The sequence below is a fragment of the Streptomyces sp. NPDC059010 genome (assembly GCF_042740355.1).
In the GTDB taxonomy this organism is placed as follows: Bacteria; Actinomycetota; Actinomycetes; order Streptomycetales; family Streptomycetaceae; genus Streptomyces.
In genome coordinates, this window is record NZ_JBHYJA010000050.1 from 38,476 (window position 1) to 55,768 (window position 17,293).

Below are 17,293 nucleotides of genomic sequence, written 5' to 3' on the forward strand. Positions count from 1 at the left end.
ACCATCACGGGCCCGCTCACAAGCCGAAACCGTCTGAAAGGGGTGAGCCAGTGGTGGGCCCGCCACCACTGGCTCACGTCAGGCCGCGTCAGGCGAGGAAATCCAGCAGCGCGGCGAGCAACTGCGCGGGCGCGTCCAGCGGTACGAGGTGCCCGGCGTCGGGGATGAGCCGCAGACGCGCGTCAGGGATCAACGACGCCAACTCGTGGGCCTTGGCGACGGGAATCCAGGAGTCCTCCTCACCCCAGCACACCGTCACGGGAATGCCGATGCCCGAGTAGAGCTTCTGGATCTCGTCGGTGTAGCGCTGGTCGGCCTGCGCGATCTGCCGGTAGAACGCCGCCTGCCCCGTCCGGTCCGTCCAGGGCGCGGCGAGCGCTTCGGCCGCGTCCGGGCGCAGCCCTCGATGGCTCGCCGAGCCGATGTACTCGTGGACGAGCGCGCGGTGCAGCGTGGGCGGCAACTGCTCGAAGACAGGGGCGTTCTCGCCGACCAGCCGGAAGAACGGCGACCCCCACGGCGCGAGCGCCACCGGGTCGACCAGGGCCAGCCGCCGGTAGGCGACGTCGTGCAGCAGATGGGCCCGCAGGGCCACACAGCCACCGAAGTCGTGAGCGACGACGGACGGGTTCGACACCTGCCAGTGCTCCATCAACTGGGCGAAGACCAGGCCCTGTGCGGCGAGCGAGACGTCCTGGCCCTCGGTCTTCTCGGACGCGCCGTAGCCCGGCATGTCCCAGACGAAGACCTGGTGGCCCGCGGCAGTGAGCGCGGAGGCGATCTCCCCCCAGACGTACGAGGAGAACGGAGTGCCGTGCAGCAGCACGACGGGCTCACCGTCGACCGGCCCGAACCGGTCCCATCGGACTGTCCCCGACCTGCTTTCGAAGACCTTGTGTAACTGCCAGGAGTGCAACGTTCGGTTCCTCCCTGTACTGACCAGGCGTGCCTCGATGCCCGGAGCCCCGCTCCGGCATCCGGTGGAAAGCTTCTCACCCCGGCGGCGCCGATGCCGCGAACCGGGGGCGAGGTGGTGGCCCCGCAACCACCCGGGGCGCCGGATCCGGGCGTATCTCGCGCCGTCCACGGCCCGGATGGTGGCCCGGCCACCAGGTTCTGGCGTCAGCGGTGTATCCCCCGCACCTCGTCGTGGACGTGGAAAGCGGGAAGCGTGGTGCCCCACGGAGGACATCCCCAGCAGAAACGCCTCGACGCGAGAGAAGGAAGACGCATGGCAGCGGGAATGAGCACGCCCCTGAAACCGAACCGTCCGAGTTCCACCGACGCGTGCGTGACGGACATCGCCTCCGTACTGACGACGTGGTGCCCCGACCTGTGTGTGGCGACCCCGTGCGGTGTGCTGGCTCCGCTTCTCGGCCGGCTGCAGGAGCAGCATTCCGGCTTCCGCTACGTCCACCGTGAGGACAACGCCGTGGCGCTGGCCGTGGGCACCGCCCTGGCGGGCGGACGCGGTGCCGTGCTGATGCAGAACTCGGGATTCGGGCAGTCGGTCAATGTCCTGGCCTCCTTGGTCGAGCCGTTCGACGTTCCGCTCGGCCTGGTCGTCAGCATGCGCGGCACGGGTGTCGACGGCACACGGGAGAACCGGGGCATGGGGCGGGTGACCATCCCGGTGCTTGAGCACCTGGGGCTGCCGTGGCGCATGCTCGGAGGCGACGATCAGCACAGTGCGGTGGCGTGGTTCGAGACCATGCTGGCCGACCGGGCGGGGCCGGCGGCGCTGCTGGTGCCCCCGGAGGCCTTCGGCTGGAGCGCGGCGCAGTGATACGGCGATCGGACGTCCTGGAGACGGTCATTGCCCACGGCCATGACAGCCCCATCGTGTTCACGACGGGCTACACCTGCCGGGAGGCCTTCTCCGTACGTGATGCGCCGAACCACCTGTACATGACCGGCTCCATGGGGATGGCCCCGGTCATCGGAGTCGGCATCGCCCGGCAGACGGACCGGACGACCGTGGTGATCGACGGAGACGGCGCCTTCCTCATGAACCCCGGGGCGCTGATGGTCACCCGGCAGTACCGGCCGGAGAACCTGCTTCACCTGGTCCTCGACAACGGCAGTTACGAGTCGACCGGTGGCCAGGAATCGTCCAGCGCGATGTTCGACATTCCCCTGATGGCCTCGGCCATGGGCTACCGCGAGTGCACCCGGATCCACGACGCGGCGGAACTGCGCCGACGCCTGCCGGAGCTCGTACGCGACCCGCGCGGCCCGCACCTGCTGTACGTCCGCACCCAGTCCGCACCCGCGGGGAGCCATCCACGGATCACGGTGGACCCCGCGGCCAACTTCCTGCGGTTCCGCACCTGGATGACCACCGATCCACGAGAGGAAGAAGCATGCCATTGACCGCCCTGAAGTCGGACTCGAAGTTCGATTCGGAGATCAGGACCACGTCGTCGGACAGCCTGATCGTGCGGTACTACCGCGGGATCCAGCAGGTGTCCGAGCGGCTGCGCAACGCGGCGTCCGGCACCACGTTCGCCCCGGCCTTCGACTACCCGGAACTCGACGACACCTGGGAGGAGTTCTTCAGCGTCGCGCAGGCGTCGTGGACCGGGCTGGCCGCGTACGGCGACAGCCGGCTGACGCTGCTCGACCTCACGAAGAACCCGGCGACCCGCACCGGCAAGACACCCGCTTCGCTGCTGATGGTGGCGCGGGCGGTCCACCACATCCGGCGCACCGGTGAGCCGGTCCTGCTCTTCACCCCGTCGTCGGGGAACAAGGCGATCGCCCTGCGGGACGCGGTCGGGCGGGCGTTCCGGCTGGGTCTGGTCGACCCCGACGAGTTGCGCATCGTGACGCTGACTCCGCGCGAGACGCTGTACAAGTTCCGCCGCGACCCGCTCACCGAGTCCGACGAGCTGCGCCGTCTGAACCCGCTGATGGTGTTCGACGGTGGCGAGCCCGCAGCCGTGAAGGAGATCGGCCGGGAGTTCACCCGCATCCTGTCCTTACCCGGACGCAGGCCGTGGCGCGTCTGGCAGTCCCTGGACATCGCGAACTACCAGGCCGCGGACTGCTGCCGGGCGTTCTTCGAGTACGAGTTCGGCGGCGTCCCCGGCTCGCGACTGCACGCACACTCGGTGTCCAGCGCCTACGGCCTCCTGGGCTACCAGCGTGGGCTGGATCTGCTGGGAAGCCTGGGGCTGCCGGTGCGCCAGCCCGGCTTCCTGCTGGTGCAGCACTCCGAGACGAGCGACATGGTGCGGCACTTCCTGCGCGCTCGGACGGGTGAGGAACCGCGCGTCGAGTACCGGCACAACAGCCGTACGGGGCTGCTGGAGCAGGACACCTCACCCCACTTCCCGCGAACCACCTGGGCGGTGAAGGAGAACCTGGAACCCACCTTCTACACCAAGGAGCCCCCGACCGCGCCGGAGATGACCGGCCTGCTGAAGGCGCACGGCGGCTCAGGGGTCATCGTGTCGCTCCAGGAGTGCCTGGCCCGCTACGGCGAGGTGCGCCGGTATCTGCGGGACACCGACTGCGCGCTCCCCGACGACCCGCGCACGCTCGGCGAGTGGTCCCTGGTCATGGCTCTGACCGGGGTCCTCAACGCCGTGGACCGCAAGCTGGTCGAGCCGTTCGACGACCTCGTGATCCACGGGTCCGGGGTCTACCCGAGGCCCACGGGCGAGGGTGTACGAGCAGATCAGGTCCAGGTCGTGACGGACGCCCGGCACATGGCACGGCTGGTCACCGAAGCCCACTGAACTCTCCAGCCGGCAGAGAAGAACCGACGGACAAAACAAAGGAGTTGACGATCCCATGAAGCGCGAACTGCTGAAGTCGAAGATCCACCGGGCCACCGTGACGCAGGCGGACCTTCACTACATCGGCTCGATCACCCTCGACCCGGACCTCATGGAGAAGGCGGACATCCTCCCGCACGAGAAGGTGGATGTCGTCGTCCTCAACAACGGTGCGCGGTGGACGACCTATGCCCTTCCCGGCCCCCGCGGCAGCGGCGTCGTCGGCATCAACGGTCCGACCACGCGCCTCGCCCTGCCCGGTGACCTGGTGATCATCATGGCGTACGCGAGCGTCACGGAGGAGGAGACCAAGACGCACGAGCCCAGCGTCCTCTTCGTCGACGGCTCCAACAACATCATCCATCAGGGCAGCGACCCGGCCCACGCCCCTGAGGGAACGGGCACCTTCCGCGGCGACCTGCTGAAGGAACCGCACTCCGCCGCATCGTAGGAGCCGCCGTGGGGGGGGGGGCCCCCGCGGCGGCCCGGGCGTACGTCTGCTGCCGTACGGCCCGGTCGAGTGCGTCGGCGAGCCGCTCCTCGGTGAGGGAGGCGAACGGGATCGGGTCGGTGGCGGCGCCGATCGCCGCCAGCCGTGCCGCCCAGAACGGCTGGTCCGCGGTCACCGGCACCGGTATCACGGGCGCTCCGGCGCGCAGCGCTGCCGCCGCGGTGCCCGCCCCGGCGTGCTGGACCACCGCGGCCACCCTGGGGAACAGCAGTGTGTGCGGTACGTCGCCGCTGGTCAGGACGTCGTCGCCGACGGCCGCGAGTCCGGCGCGGCCCGACTGGACGATGCCGCGCAGCCCGGCCCGGCGCAGTGCCCGCACGGCGATCTCGCTCAGCCGCTCCCCGTGTCCCGCGCCCATGCTGCCGAAGCCGATGAACACCGGGCGTGCTCCGGCCGCGAGGAAGTCCTCCAGCTCGGCGGGCAGCCGACGGTCCGGCGCGAGGTACGGCCACCAGTTTCCGACGATGTCGAGTCCCGCGTGCCAGTCGGCCGGGCGCGGCACCAGCGCCGTACTGAAGCCGTGCAGGACGGGCCGGTGCGCGCGTTCCTGGCGGCGGCGCATCGCGGAGGGGGCGAGCGGGGGCAGGTCCAGGCGGCTGCGCAGTTCGGTGACGGCCTCCGTGTAGACGCGGTCGGCCATGCGCAGGGCGAAGCGTCCGGCGATGCGGTTGCCGAGACGGCCGAGGGAGCGGGTGCCCAGGACGGTGGGCGGGAAGGCGCCGGTCGGGGCGTTGGGCTGGAGGTGGACGCCGACCGTCGGGGTGCCCATGGCCTCGGCGACATGCCGGCCGAGCGGTGCGGTGGTCGCCGACAGCAGAAGCAGGTCCGTGCCCGGGTCCACCGCGTCGGCGAACCCCCGGCCCAGCTCGGTGACGAACGCAGCGGCCGCGCGCATCAGTTCACGCCTGCCCTCGACGCCGCCTTGGCCCTGCGGCCGGGCGGGCAGACTTCGAAAGCCCAGGCCCGCCTCCCGCACCAGCGGCGCGAAGGCGTCCGTCGTGGCGAGGGTGACCTCGTGTCCGGCCTCGCGCAGGCCCGCCCCCAACCCGGTGTACGGTGCGACGTCACCGCGTGATCCGGCGGCGGCGATCAGGATCCTCATCCGTCCTCGTCCTCCTCACTGTGCGCGCGGCGGGCCGCGTTCGCGTGGACGGCCCTGCACAAGTAGGCGGCGAGGCCGGGCCGTTGCCGGGACGGCGGTACGACGAGCGCGAAGGCGCGCGGGTCGGCGGCGAAGTCGTCCGCGATGCGCCGGTGCATGTCGGGCGGACAGGTGGTGAACCAGCGGGCGATGTGCAGCCGGTGCTCCTCGGCGAGATCCATGACCCGCTCGCTGTCGGCGGGCTCTCCCTCGTCGAAGGCGGCGAGCAGTTCTCCGCGCCAGGCGGCGGCCTCGCCCATGAGCTGTCGCCAGTCCTCCTTGGTGTGGGCGGCGGCGCGGGCCATGGACTCCTTCTGGCCGGGCGAGTCCTGCCACTTGAGCTGTGCCTCGGTGGCGTAGGAGAGGTCGAAGCCGATCTCGCCGAAGACGTCGAAGCGTTCCTCGGGGGTCAGTTCGACACCGGTCTGCTGGACCTCGATGGCCTGCTCGGCCACTTCGGCCAGCCGCTGGAGCCGGCCGATCTCCTCGCTCAACTGCCGCTGCCGGGCCCGGAGATATTCCAGGGCGTTCGCCTGGGGGTCCTTGAGGATCTCGGCGATCTCGTCCAGGGAGAAGCCGAGTTCACGGTAGAAGAGGATCTGCTGGAGCCTGGCCAGGTCCGTGTCGTCGTACAGCCGGTAACCGGCGCCGCTGCGGCCACTGGGCGAGAGCAGTCCCGCCCGGTCGTAGTGGTGCAGCGTGCGCACGGTCACCCCGGCGACGGCCGAGACCCGCCCCACGGAGTAGCTCATTCACCTGCCCTTTCGTCGGGATACAGCGTGCAGCCTGACGTAAGGGGAGGGTCAATCGGCCGTTGTCATCCGGCGTTCCGCGCGGCCCACGCGGAGAGTTCGGACTTGGCCGCGTTCAGCAGAGCGGTCGACGGCGCGGTCGCTCCGTTGGTCACCAGCGCGTAGTGCGGGACCCCGGAGTCGGTGTCGGTGAGCAGCAGTCGGCGGCTGCCCGTGCCGCCGGGCTCGGCGGCCACGCCGACCGGGGTGGCCGAGCTGTACGACGGGGGCGCGTAGGCCGTGCCCAGGTCGGAGACCACGGTCGTGGAGCCGGTCGGGAAGGACGCCGGGAGGTGCAGTTCGGTCGGTGCCGTGCCGCTGCCGGAGCGCCACAGCAGCAGCCCGTACTGCCCTGATCCGACCAGCTGCGCCACGTTCGGCAGTGAGCTGGGTACCGGGTTCCAGGTCAGGGTCGTGGAGCCGTCCCGGGAGCGGTCCTCGTAGGTGAAGGCGACCGTCGAACCGGAGGTGGCGCTCGGGTAGATCCGGTCGAGCAGCCGGGCGTCCTGGCGCAGCACCGGCGTGCCCGAGGAGTCGAGGCGTACGGCGGAGAGGTCCTCGCCGTTCCAGGCGTCGCCGTCGGTCTGCACCTTGTCGGGGTTGTCGTTCATCAGCTCGTGGTGACGGCCGTTGTAGATGTCCCACTGCCACTGGGAGCCGGAGAGGACGGGACCGGACCCCGCCGGGTTCGACCACCAACTCGCGCCCTTCACCCGGGAGTCGAGGGCCTGGTACATCGCCTTGTAGACCGTCGGCGCCTTGTCGGAGACGGATCCGGTCAGCGGGTGCCCGAACTCGCTGATGATCGCGGCCGTCCCGGTGGCGGAGGCGCGGTCGCGTACGGTCCCGAAATCACCCGCGTACTGCCCGTCCTGCGCCTTGCCCCACATGAAGACGCCGGAGATGGCCTTCTGGTCGTAGAAGTGGGTGTTGAAGACATAGCGCGGGCCGAGCGTGCCGGCGTCCAGCAGTCCGCCCTCCTCCTTCTGGAAGTCGAGGTTGGCGTTCCAGAAGAGGTTGGGCTCGACGAAGGCCGGCTTGGCCTGCCAGCCCGCCGCGTCCATGCGGGCGCGGAACTTGACGTAGAAGGGCCACAGGACGTCCTTCTCCCACGTCCGGCTGGTCTGGCCGGAGTCGTAGGAGCCCGCGTGCGGCTCGTTCCACGGGTCGAAGCCGACGATGCCCGCGAACCGGTCGGCGGTGAGGTTCTGCCTGATGTACGTCATCGTCTTCTGGGCGGTGTCGAGGAAGGCGTCCTGGAGGCCGTACTCGTTGTGCCAGAAGTCGTGGGTCGACTGTTTGACGGCTTCGTTCGAGGTGATGTTCTGGCCCCAGAACGGGCAGATCCCGCAGTATTCGTCGGGGTAGTCGCCGAGGTCGACGGCCCACTTGGGGGCGCCGTCGCCGGTGTACCAGCTGTCGGTGTCGAACAGCCAGCGGGAGTAGAGGTCCTGGTGGAAGTCGGGGTACACGCGGATCCCGGCGTCCAGGAAGGCGCGTATCTGGTCGGTGGCCTTGGCGAGGTAGGCGGTGTCCACCTGGCCGCGCACGGGCTCCGCGTAGGCCCAGGAGAGCAGGAAGCGCACCGAGTTGCCGCCGCCGAGGGCGCGCAGCGCGGTCGCGGACTTCTTCGCGTCGGCGGTCGACGCGAAGGGCAGGCCGTTGTTCTCCTTCAGTTTCGTCTCGCCGGAGACGTTGTAGCCGCGCAGCACGACCTCGCGGCCGTTGCCGTCGACGAAGCGGCCGTTCTGCACGGTGAGCGGCGTTTCGTCGAACCAGAGGGAGTCGGGGAGGGGGGCGGCGGTGGCGGGAGTGGGGCCCGCCACCGACAGGGATCCGAAGAGGACGACCAGGACAACCAGTAGACGCGTCCGAATGTTCGGCATGTCCACTACAGTCCGGTGATATCAGGACACCGTCAATACCACCTGACCCATGAGTAAGTTCCCCCTCTGGCAGCTCAGTTACTCACTCTGCGGGTCAGATTGAGCAGATACTCCTTACGGTTCAGCGGATTGAGGTCGGTGCGCCGGCGCTCCGGGACCGTGTCGCGCGGGGCGGGCGCGTAGTGGTCGAAGGCGCTCTCCAGCTCGCCCTCACCGCGCGTGAGCCCGGGCAACTGCTGCTCCAGTTCGTGCACATGGGCCGCGGGCACCGAGCCCTCCAGCACGCAGGACGCGCCGCGCGTCTCGGTGCTCTGCGGCACCGCGCGCAGCCTGGCCAGCACCGGCAGTACGGCGGCCAGGGTGTCGGTCGGGGCCTCCAGGCGGAAGCGGTGCATGGGCTCGTGCACCCGGGTGCCCGCGCGGCGCAGGGCCTCGATCAGCACCAGCGGGGTCAGCCCCCGGAAGTCGTAGCCGGTGCTGGACATGCTCTTGTCGAAGCCCTGGTGGGCGTGGCTCTGCCGGGGCGAGTAACCGGAGTGGGTCATGGTGACCGTGCAGTCGGGGACCTGCCAGCCGTGCAGGCCCTGGCCGAGACTCTCGCGGACGGTGTCCTCGACGGCCTTGAAGAAGGCGTACGGCATGGAGCCCAGCTCCACCTCCAGCCGGAACCGCACGCCGGATCCGACGGGCGCCGGGTCGACGCGCAGGCCGACCGTCGCGAGGAAGGGGTTCGCGTCCTTCTTGTTGAACTCGACCGCCGAGCCCGGGCCGACCGGCCGCTCCACGCACAGCGGTGTCGTCTCGCGGAAGGTGACATCGAGACCGAAGTCGTCGGCGAGCGTGGCCTGGATGACCTCCTTCTGCACCTCGCCGTAGAGCGAGACGAAGGTCTCCTGCCGTACCTCGTCGTGGCGCAGGCCGATCAGCGGGTCCTGTTCGGCGAGCCGGGTGAGCGCGCGGTGCAGGGCGCGCCGGTCCGTGCCGCCGGCCGGGGCGACGATCGTTTCGAGGGTGGGCGGCGCGAAGCAGTGCCCGTACGCCTTGCGGGGTTCGCCGATCGCGTCGCCGATCCGGATGTCGGCCAGACCCCACAGCTTGGCGATCCGGCCCGCCGGCACCAGGTCGTCCCTGCTGTCCGTGCCCTGGTCGAAGACGCTGATCGCGGTGATCCGGCCCTCGGCGCGGGTGTCGCCGTCGCCCGGCTCGCCGGTCCCGAAGGGGATGCGGTCGCGGGTGCGCAGGGTGCCGGAGAACATCCGCGCGTACGCGACCTTCTCCCCCGCCGGGCCGCGCTCCACCTTGAAGACGGTGCCCGAGACCGGCGCCCCGGGGTCGCCGTCTGCGGTGGGCAGCAGTTCCCTGATGCCGTCGGTCAGCGCGTCGACGCCGGCGCCCGTGACGGCGGAGCCGAAGTACACGGGGTGGACCAGCGCCTGCCGGGTCTGGCCGGCGAGGGCGGCGCGGAGGCGGCCGTGGGAGACCGTGTCCTCGACGTACGCGGTCAGCAGGGCGTCGTCGTGGTCGGCGAGGACGTCCAGGGCCGACGGGGCGAGGCCCGGGACGAAGCGGGCGGCGCGGGTGCCGAGGGCGTCGGCCGTGCCCATCGGGACGACGGCCGCCGTCAGCCGTTCGGAGACGGCCCGCAGGACGGCGTCGTAGCGCGCCCCGCGTCGGTCGATCTTGTTGACGAAGACCAGCGTGGGGATGCGCAGCCGCTGCAGCGTGCGCATCAGGACGCGGGTCTGGGGCTGTACGCCCTCGACGGCGGAGACGACCAGGACGGCCCCGTCGAGCACGCCGAGCACCCGCTCCACCTCGGCGATGAAGTCGGGGTGGCCGGGGGTGTCGATGAGGTTGACCGTCACGTCGCCGAGCGCGAAGGAGACGACGGCGGACTTGATGGTGATGCCGCGCTGCCGCTCCAGCGCGAGGGAATCGGTCTGTGTGTTCCCGGCGTCGACGCTGCCGATCTCGTCGATCACACCGGCCGAGTGCAGCAGGCGCTCGGTCAGGCTGGTCTTACCCGCGTCGACATGGGCGAGGATCCCGAGGTTGAGCAAATGCACGAAGCGTCATGTCCTTCGATGAGGGGGTGCTGCCTTCCTGGGTGGACATGAACGCAGTGCGCATCTCTGCTCCTCGATGGGTGACGACGGGGACCCGTTCTTCCTGCCGACGGGGCCCGTGAAGTGCACCAGGGACGGGCCCGGAAAGGCAATGGATTAACGCTCAACGAACCCTGTCGCAGCACTCGCCGCCGCACGGGGCCGGTCATAGAGTGACGTACATCACGCCCGGCCGATGTTTCCCCTCTTATCCACCCCGATCGGCCTTTGGAGGGCACACATGACCCACATCTCGGTGAAGGTGGACGGCACGACCTACCAGGACGACGTGGAACCCCGTCTCCTGCTGATCCACTATCTGCGCGACCGGCTCGGCCTGACCGGCACCCCGATCGGCTGCGACACCTCCAACTGCGGGGCCTGCACGATCGATCTCGACGGGGAGAGCGTCAAGAGCTGCTCGGTGCTTGCCGTCCAGGCGGACGGCGGTGAGGTGACCACGGTGCAGGGGCTCGCCCGCGACGGCGAGTGGACCGCTCTGCAGAAGGCGTTCCACGAGCGGCACGCGCTGCAGTGCGGCTACTGCACCCCGGGCATGATCATGGCGGCTCGCGATCTGCTGCGCGAGCATCCGCATCCCACGCCGGACGAGGTGCGGCACGGCCTGGAGGGCAACCTGTGCCGCTGCACCGGCTACCAGAACATCGTGCAGGCCGTCCTGGCCGCCTCCGAACAGGAGGTCACGACATGACCGAGACGGCGCAGCCGGAGGTCGGCCGTGCCCGGCCCCGCAAGGAGGACGCCCACCTGATCACCGGCCAGACCAACTGGACCGACAACATCAGCGTCAACGGACTGCTGCACTTCGCGCTCCTGCGCAGCCCGATGGCCCACGCCCGTATCGAGCGCGTCGACGTCTCCCCCGCCCTCGAACGCCCTGGCGTCATCGCCGCGTTCAGCGGCGCCGACCTCGCCGAGGGCCTCGGCTCGATGCCCTGCGTCTGGCCGGTCACCGAGGACATCGTCATGCCCGACCACCCGCCGCTGGCCGTCGACGAGGTGCGCCACGCGGGCGACCCGGTGGCCGTCGTCGTGGCCCGTGACCGCTACGCCGCCGCCGATGCCCTGGAGGCCGTCGAGGTCGACTACGAGCCCCTGCCCGCAGTGCTCGACCTGGAGGCCGCGCTGGAGCCGGACGCCCCGCTCGTCCACGCCGACAAGGGCACCAACCACTGCTACACCTGGCCGCTGAAGACGGGCGAGGACTTCGCCTCCGTACGGCAGCGCGCCGAGCTGACGCTGAAGCGCCGCTACCACCAGCAGCGGCTGATCCCCAACGCCATGGAGCCCCGCGCGGTGGTGGTCACGCCGATCGCGTCGTCCGGCGAGTACACGCTGTACTCCTCGACGCAGATCCCGCACATCGTGCGCGTGCTGATGGCCATGGTCACCGGCATCCCCGAGAACAAGATCCGGGTCATCGCCCCGGACGTCGGCGGCGGCTTCGGCTCCAAGCTCCAGGTCTACGGCGAGGAGGCCATCGCCCTCGCCGTCGCCCGGCGTCTCGGCCGGCCGGTCAAGTGGACCGAGTCCAGGTCCGAGGGCTACCTCGCCACCCACCACGGGCGCGGCATGATCCAGGACGTCGAGATCGCCGCGACGCGGGACGGCAAGGTGCTCGGCCTCAAGGTCGACCTGCTGGTCGACATGGGCGCCTACCTGATGCTGATCACGCCGGGCACGCCGCTCCTCGGGGCGTTCATGTACCCCGGCATCTACAAGATGGACGCCTACGATTTCACCTGCACGGGCGTCTTCACGACCCGGACGCCGACCGACGCCTACCGCGGTGCCGGACGCCCCGAGGCGACGTTCGCCATCGAGCGCACCATGGACGAGCTCGCCGTCGAACTCGGCATGGACCCGGTCGAGTTGCGGCGCCGGAACTGGATCCGGCACGAGGAATTCCCGCACACCACGATCGCGGGCCTGACCTACGACAGCGGCAACTACGAGGCGGCGACGGCGAAGGCGCTGGAACTGTTCGACTACGACAAGCTCCGCGCCGAGCAGGCCGACCGCGTCGCACGGGCGGACACCGTGCGGCTGGGCATCGGTGTCTCGACGTACACCGAGATGTGCGGCCTCGCACCGAGCCGGATCCTGAAGGACCTGCGGTACGCGGCTGGCGGCTGGGAGGCGGCGAGCATCCGGATGCTGCCCACCGGCAAGGTCGAGGTGGTCACCGGAACGAGCCCGCACGGACAGGGCCATGTGACCTGCTGGGCCCAGATCGCCGCCGATGTGCTCGGCATCCCCTTCGACGACGTCGAGGTGGTGCACAGCGACACCAGGGCGGCGCCGCAGGGCATGGACACCTACGGATCGCGGTCGGTGGTGGTCGGCGGGATGGCCGTGCACCACGCGGCGCTGAAGGTGGTGGACAAGGCCCGCAAGGTGGCCGCCCATCTGCTGGAGGCCAGCGAGCAGGACCTGGACTTCGCGGGCGGGGTCTTCTCGGTGAAGGGCTCCCCCGAGGCCAGGAAGACCATCCAGGAGGTCGCCTTCGAGACGTTCTCCTCGCACGACCTGCCCGACGGCATGGAGCCCACCATCAACGCCGAGCATCTGCTCGACCCGGACACCTTCTCCTTCCCGCACGGCACCCACCTGTGCGCGATCGAGGTCGACACGGAGACCGGGCAGAGCCACATCCGTTCGTACGTCGCGGTCGACGACGTCGGCCGGGTGATCAACCCGATGATCGTGGAGGGCCAGGTGCACGGCGGGCTGGCGCAGGGCATCGCGCAGGCGCTCTACGAGGAGGCCGTCTACGACGACGAGGGCAACCTCGTCACCGGCACGATGGCCGACTACCTGGTGCCGTCGGCCGCCGACCTGCCCGACTTCGTGACGGACCGGACGGAGACCCCGGCGACCTCGAACGCCTTGGGCGTCAAGGGAGTCGGCGAGACCGCGACGATCGCCTCGACGCCGGCCGTCGTCAACGCGGTCCTGGACGCGCTGCGCCCCCTGGGCGTGACGGACATCCGGATGCCCTGCACACCCGAGCGGGTCTGGCAGGCGATCGAGGAGGCACGGTCATGATTCCTCCGGCATTCGACTACGCCCGTCCCACCAGCGTCGCCGACGCGGTGCGCGCGCTCGCCGAGGGCGGCGAGGACGCCAAGGTGCTGGCCGGCGGACAGAGCCTGCTGCCGCTGCTGAGGATGCGGCTGGCCTTCCCCGAACTGCTCGTGGACGTCGGCCGCGTCCCTGAGCTGCGCGGGGTGCGCGAGGACGACGGCACGCTCGTCATCGGCGCCATGACCACGCACCACCAGGTGATCCACGATCCGCTGGTCCGCCGCCACGCCGGTCTGCTGGCCGCCGCGACGGCGACGGTCGCCGACCCCGCGGTACGGCACCGGGGCACCCTGGGCGGTTCGCTCGCCCACGCCGATCCGGCCGGGGACCTGCCCGCGGTGGTGCTGGCCCTGGACGGTGAGCTGGTGGCGGTGGGCCCCGGCGGGCGGCGGGTGATCCCGGCCCGGGAGTTCTTCGTCGACTATCTCCAGACGGCGCTGGCTCCCGACGAGCTGCTGGTGGAGGTGCGGGTACCGAAGGCGGACGGCTGGGGCTTCAAGTACGAGAAGTTCCACCGGGTCGCCCAGGCGTGGCCGATCGTCGGCGTGGCCGCTCTGGTGCGGCGCGACGACGGTCATGTCGCCGAGGCGCGGGTCGGGCTGTCCAACATGGGCGCCACACCCCTGCGCGCCTTCGCGGCCGAGGAGGCCCTGGCCGGTGCCTCGGACCCGGACGCGGTGGCCCGGGCCGCACAGGAGGCGGCGGACGGCACCCGGCCGTCACAGGACACCTCGGCCTCGCCCGGGTACCGGGCGCATCTGGCCCGGGTGCTCACCAAGCGGGCGGTGCTGGCGGCCGCCGGGATGGGGTGAGCGACGATCACCGGCATGGACGGCCCGGAGCAGGTGCGGGCCCGCCTGGAGGAGACGGGGTATCTCGTCGACGACGGGCTGGCCATCGCCTGCTTCCTGGCCCTGCGGCTGGGCCGGCCGCTGTTCTGCGAGGGCGACGCGGGCGTCGGCAAGACCGCGCTCGCCTCCGCCCTCGCCGAGGCGCTCGACGCCCCGCTGATCCGGCTGCAGTGCCATGAGGGCATCGACGCCTCCCAGGCGCTGTACGACTGGGACTTCCCGCGCCAGCTGCTGCATCTGCGGGCCGCCGAGGCCGCCGGTGTCACGGACGCCGACCGGCTGGAGAGCGAGCTGTACGACCGGCGGTTCCTGGTCGCCCGGCCGCTGCTCAAGGCGCTGCAGACGCAGCCGTCGGTGCTGCTGGTCGACGAGATCGACCGCGCCGACGACGAGTTCGAGGCGTTCCTGCTGGAGCTGCTGTCGGAGTACTCGGTCACCATCCCGGAGCTCGGCACCCTGCGCGCCGAGGCGCCGCCGGTGGTCGTCCTGACCTCCAACCGCACCCGCGAGGTGCACGACGCGCTGAAGCGGCGCTGCCTCTACCACTGGTTCGACCATCCCGCTTTCGCGCGCGAACTGGCCATCGTGCGGCGGCGGTTGCCGGGGGTGTCGGCGCGGCTGGCGGAGCAGGTGACGGCGTTGGTGCACGCCCTGCGCGCACAGGATCTGCTGAAACCGCCGGGTGTCGCCGAGACGATCGACTGGGCCGAGGCGCTGGACACGCTGGGCGCGGGCGAGGTGGACGCGGAGCTGGCGGTGGCGACGCTGGGGTCGGTACTGAAGTACCGGGAGGACGCGGAGCGGGCGCGGGGGCTGGACTTCGCGGCGGTGCTCGCGGCGCGAGGGGCGTGACGGGCATGGCGGGCGGGACCGGCAGGACGGGCGGGGCCGGGGTGCTCGCCGCGGACGCCGCGCTCCTGGGCTTCGCGCGTGCCCTGCGTGCGGCGGGCGTCGACGCGAGCGCCGAGCGGGTGCACGCCTTCCTCGGCGCGGTGGACGCGCTGCGGCCCGGGATGCGGGCGGACGTGTACTGGGCGGGGCGGCTGACGCTGTGCGGCGACCGGGACGACCTGGAGCGGTACGACAGGGTGTTCGCGGCCTGTTTCGACGCCGGGGAGCCCGCCGAACGGCACGGGGTGCCGGCTCCCGCGCCCCGGCTGCGGCTCGTCGTGCGGGAGGCGCGCGCGGACGGTCGCGGGGAGGAGGCGGACGACACGGCGCAGACCCCGCCCGTGGCCGCCTTCGCCAGTTCCGCCGAGGTGCTCCGGCACCGCGACGTGGCCGACCTGGACGCGGCCGAGCGCGCGCAGGTGCGGCGGCTGCTGGCCGCGTTCGCGCTGCGCGGCGAGACACGGCGCTCCCCGCGGCGGCGGCCGGCCCGGCGCGGGGCCGTCGATCCGCATCGCACCGTGCGGGAGCTGCTGCGGCACGGCGGTGAGCCCGCGCTGCTGCGGCGGCACTCCCGCACGGAGCGGCCGCGCCGGGTGGTGCTGCTCGTGGACGTCAGCGGTTCCATGACGCCGTACGCCGACGCGCTGCTGCGCTTCGCGCACGCCGCCGCCCGGGGCGGCCGTACGGAGGTGTTCACGATCGGCACCCGGCTGACCCGGGTGACACGGGAGCTGTCGCACCGGGATCCGGACCTGGCGATGACGGCGGTCGCGGCGGCGGTGCCCGACTGGCGCGGGGGTACCCGGCTGGGCGAGCTGCTGCGGGCGTTCCTGGACCGCTGGGGGCAGCGCGGCATGGCGCGCGGCGCGATCGTGGTGGTGCTGTCCGACGGCTGGGAGCGCGGCGACCCCGAGCTGCTCGGCACCCAGATGCGCCGTCTGCACCGGCTGGCCCACCGGGTGATCTGGGCCAACCCGCGCAAGGCACGCCCCGGCTACGCGCCCCTCGCGGCCGGGATGGCGGCGGCGCTGCCGAGCGTGGACGCGTTCGTCGAGGGGCACAGCGTGGCCGCGCTGGAGCGGCTGGCGGGCGTGGTGAGAGGAGCGGACGATGCGTGACATTCTCCCGGTGCTCGGCGGCTGGTACGCGGCCCGCGCGCCGTTCGGGCTCGCCACGGTGGTCGCCACCAGCCGCAGCGCCCCGCGCGATCCCGGGGCCGCGATGGCCGTCGGTCCCGACGACGAGGTCGTGGGCAGTGTGTCCGGCGGCTGTGTCGAGGGGGCCGTCTTCGACCTCGCGCAGGAAGTGGTGGCGAGCGGGGAGGCCCGGCTGGAGACCTTCGGATACAGCGACGAGGACGCGTTCGCGGTCGGGCTGACCTGCGGCGGCGAGATCACCTTGCTCGTGCGTCCCGTCACGGGCGACCTGGATCCCTCCTTCGCCGAGGTCGCGGAGTCGGTCGCGGCGGGCCGTCCGGTGACCGTGGCGACGGTGACCGACGGGCCCGCGCCGCGCGGGGCGACCCTCGCGGTGTGGCCGGACCGGGTGGCGGGCACCCTCGGCACGCCCGGCCTGGACGTCGCGGTCACCGCCGACGCGCGCGGTGAGCTCGCCCTCGGCGCCACCGGCCTCAGGCACTACGGCCCGCACGGTGAGCGCCGCGAGGACGCCGTCACCGTCTTCCTGCACTCCTTCGCGCCGCCGCCCCGCATGCTGGTCTTCGGCGCGATCGACTACGCGGCCGCGGTCGCCCGCATCGGCGCCTTCCTCGGCTACCGGGTCACGGTGTGCGACGCCCGCCCCGTCTTCGCCACGCCGAAGCGCTTCCCCGAGGGCGTGGAGGTGGTCGTGGACTGGCCGCACCGCTATCTGAGCGGCACCGACACCGACGAGCGCACGGTGATCTGCGTCCTCACGCACGACCCGAAGTTCGACGTGCCGCTACTGGAGGAGGCACTGCGGCGCCCGGCGGCGTACATCGGGGCGATGGGCAGCCGCCGTACGCACGACGACCGGATGAAACGGCTGGCCGAAGCCGGGCTCGGCGAGGGCGAGTTGGCCCGGCTGCGCTCCCCGGTCGGGCTCGACCTCGGGGCCCGTACGCCCGAAGAGGTCGCCGTGTCCGTCGCCGCGGAGATCGTCGCGCTTCGGTGGGGCGGCACGGGTGTCCCGCTGACGGCCACGGCGGGCGCGATCCATCCATCGTCGTAGCAGCCGGTTGGAGGAA

At 71.5% G+C, this 17,293-nt stretch carries 15 protein-coding genes; 10 read left to right on the forward strand and 5 right to left on the reverse strand.

Annotated elements, in window-relative coordinates:
- Positions 1–88: 88 nt before the first annotated feature.
- Entirely contained in the window at positions 89–916 is an 828-nt protein-coding gene (locus ACFWYS_RS38255; RefSeq protein ID WP_384779500.1) for an alpha/beta fold hydrolase, read from the reverse strand.
- Positions 917–1,231: 315 nt separating this feature from the next.
- On the opposite strand from ACFWYS_RS38255, the gene ACFWYS_RS38260 reads away from it, so the two are divergent.
- The 4 genes from ACFWYS_RS38260 to panD are packed head-to-tail and all read left to right on the forward strand — an operon-like array spanning position 1,232 to position 4,233.
- On the forward strand, positions 1,232–1,786 hold the full coding sequence (locus ACFWYS_RS38260; RefSeq protein WP_384779503.1) for a hypothetical protein: 555 nt from the start codon (positions 1,232–1,234) through the stop codon (positions 1,784–1,786).
- The gene (locus tag ACFWYS_RS38265; RefSeq protein ID WP_384779506.1) at positions 1,783–2,373 is read left to right on the forward strand and encodes a thiamine pyrophosphate-dependent enzyme; all 591 of its coding nucleotides are present in this window, start codon (positions 1,783–1,785) and stop codon (positions 2,371–2,373) included. The genes ACFWYS_RS38260 and ACFWYS_RS38265 overlap by 4 nt, the downstream gene beginning before the upstream one ends.
- Positions 2,364–3,743, forward strand: coding sequence for a DUF6002 family protein (locus ACFWYS_RS38270; RefSeq protein WP_384779509.1), 1,380 nt, complete (start codon positions 2,364–2,366; stop codon positions 3,741–3,743). Before ACFWYS_RS38265 ends, ACFWYS_RS38270 begins: the two co-directional genes overlap by 10 nt.
- A gap of 55 nt (positions 3,744–3,798) precedes the next feature.
- Positions 3,799–4,233: an aspartate 1-decarboxylase gene (gene panD / locus ACFWYS_RS38275; RefSeq protein ID WP_384779512.1), complete on the forward strand. Its 435-nt coding sequence runs from the start codon at positions 3,799–3,801 to the stop codon at positions 4,231–4,233.
- On the opposite strand, the gene ACFWYS_RS38280 is transcribed toward panD, so the two are convergent.
- From ACFWYS_RS38280 to ACFWYS_RS38295, 4 genes are all read right to left on the reverse strand, one after another.
- Positions 4,139–5,395 (reverse strand): glycosyltransferase, encoded by a 1,257-nt coding sequence (locus ACFWYS_RS38280; protein WP_384779515.1) that lies wholly within the window; start codon positions 5,393–5,395, stop codon positions 4,139–4,141. The two genes, panD and ACFWYS_RS38280, sit on opposite strands and share 95 nt — an antisense overlap.
- Positions 5,392–6,186 (reverse strand): MerR family transcriptional regulator, encoded by a 795-nt coding sequence (locus tag ACFWYS_RS38285; RefSeq protein WP_384779517.1) that lies wholly within the window; start codon positions 6,184–6,186, stop codon positions 5,392–5,394. Before ACFWYS_RS38285 ends, ACFWYS_RS38280 begins: the two co-directional genes overlap by 4 nt.
- Positions 6,187–6,251: 65 nt before the next feature.
- Positions 6,252–8,111: a cellulase family glycosylhydrolase gene (locus ACFWYS_RS38290; protein WP_384779520.1), complete on the reverse strand. Its 1,860-nt coding sequence runs from the start codon at positions 8,109–8,111 to the stop codon at positions 6,252–6,254.
- A 74-nt stretch (positions 8,112–8,185) separates the two neighbouring features.
- Complete coding sequence (locus ACFWYS_RS38295) at positions 8,186–10,177, reverse strand: GTP-binding protein (RefSeq protein WP_384779523.1); 1,992 nt, start codon at positions 10,175–10,177, stop codon at positions 8,186–8,188.
- A 280-nt stretch (positions 10,178–10,457) separates the two neighbouring features.
- Here ACFWYS_RS38295 and ACFWYS_RS38300 point away from each other — a divergent pair, with 280 nt between their 5' ends.
- The 6 genes from ACFWYS_RS38300 to ACFWYS_RS38325 are packed head-to-tail and all read left to right on the forward strand — an operon-like array spanning position 10,458 to position 17,277.
- Complete coding sequence (locus ACFWYS_RS38300; RefSeq protein WP_384779526.1) at positions 10,458–10,928, forward strand: (2Fe-2S)-binding protein; 471 nt, start codon at positions 10,458–10,460, stop codon at positions 10,926–10,928.
- Positions 10,925–13,285 (forward strand): xanthine dehydrogenase family protein molybdopterin-binding subunit, encoded by a 2,361-nt coding sequence (locus ACFWYS_RS38305; RefSeq protein ID WP_384779529.1) that lies wholly within the window; start codon positions 10,925–10,927, stop codon positions 13,283–13,285. Before ACFWYS_RS38300 ends, ACFWYS_RS38305 begins: the two co-directional genes overlap by 4 nt.
- A complete protein-coding gene (locus tag ACFWYS_RS38310; protein ID WP_384779532.1) occupies positions 13,282–14,136 on the forward strand; it encodes an FAD binding domain-containing protein in 855 nt (284 codons plus the stop codon). The genes ACFWYS_RS38305 and ACFWYS_RS38310 overlap by 4 nt, the downstream gene beginning before the upstream one ends.
- Positions 14,137–14,151: 15 nt before the next feature.
- Entirely contained in the window at positions 14,152–15,027 is an 876-nt protein-coding gene (locus ACFWYS_RS38315) for an AAA family ATPase (RefSeq protein ID WP_384779534.1), read from the forward strand.
- A 5-nt stretch (positions 15,028–15,032) separates the two neighbouring features.
- Positions 15,033–16,184, forward strand: coding sequence for a VWA domain-containing protein (locus tag ACFWYS_RS38320; protein WP_384779537.1), 1,152 nt, complete (start codon positions 15,033–15,035; stop codon positions 16,182–16,184).
- Positions 16,177–17,277 (forward strand): XdhC family protein, encoded by a 1,101-nt coding sequence (locus tag ACFWYS_RS38325; RefSeq protein WP_384779540.1) that lies wholly within the window; start codon positions 16,177–16,179, stop codon positions 17,275–17,277. Before ACFWYS_RS38320 ends, ACFWYS_RS38325 begins: the two co-directional genes overlap by 8 nt.
- The last annotated feature ends 16 nt before the right edge of the window (positions 17,278–17,293 follow it).

Coding starts and splice junctions, on each gene's coding strand:
- ACFWYS_RS38260 (WP_384779503.1), top strand. CDS start 1,232: ATGGCAGCGGGAATGAGCACGCCCCTGAAACCGAACCGTCCGAGTTCC.
- ACFWYS_RS38270 (WP_384779509.1), top strand. CDS start 2,364: ATGCCATTGACCGCCCTGAAGTCGGACTCGAAGTTCGATTCGGAGATC.
- panD (WP_384779512.1), top strand. CDS start 3,799: ATGAAGCGCGAACTGCTGAAGTCGAAGATCCACCGGGCCACCGTGACG.
- ACFWYS_RS38280 (WP_384779515.1), bottom strand. CDS start 5,395: ATGAGGATCCTGATCGCCGCCGCCGGATCACGCGGTGACGTCGCACCG.
- ACFWYS_RS38285 (WP_384779517.1), bottom strand. CDS start 6,186: ATGAGCTACTCCGTGGGGCGGGTCTCGGCCGTCGCCGGGGTGACCGTG.
- ACFWYS_RS38290 (WP_384779520.1), bottom strand. CDS start 8,111: ATGCCGAACATTCGGACGCGTCTACTGGTTGTCCTGGTCGTCCTCTTC.
- ACFWYS_RS38300 (WP_384779526.1), top strand. CDS start 10,458: ATGACCCACATCTCGGTGAAGGTGGACGGCACGACCTACCAGGACGAC.
- ACFWYS_RS38305 (WP_384779529.1), top strand. CDS start 10,925: ATGACCGAGACGGCGCAGCCGGAGGTCGGCCGTGCCCGGCCCCGCAAG.
- ACFWYS_RS38310 (WP_384779532.1), top strand. CDS start 13,282: ATGATTCCTCCGGCATTCGACTACGCCCGTCCCACCAGCGTCGCCGAC.
- ACFWYS_RS38315 (WP_384779534.1), top strand. CDS start 14,152: ATGGACGGCCCGGAGCAGGTGCGGGCCCGCCTGGAGGAGACGGGGTAT.
- ACFWYS_RS38320 (WP_384779537.1), top strand. CDS start 15,033: ATGGCGGGCGGGACCGGCAGGACGGGCGGGGCCGGGGTGCTCGCCGCG.
- ACFWYS_RS38325 (WP_384779540.1), top strand. CDS start 16,177: ATGCGTGACATTCTCCCGGTGCTCGGCGGCTGGTACGCGGCCCGCGCG.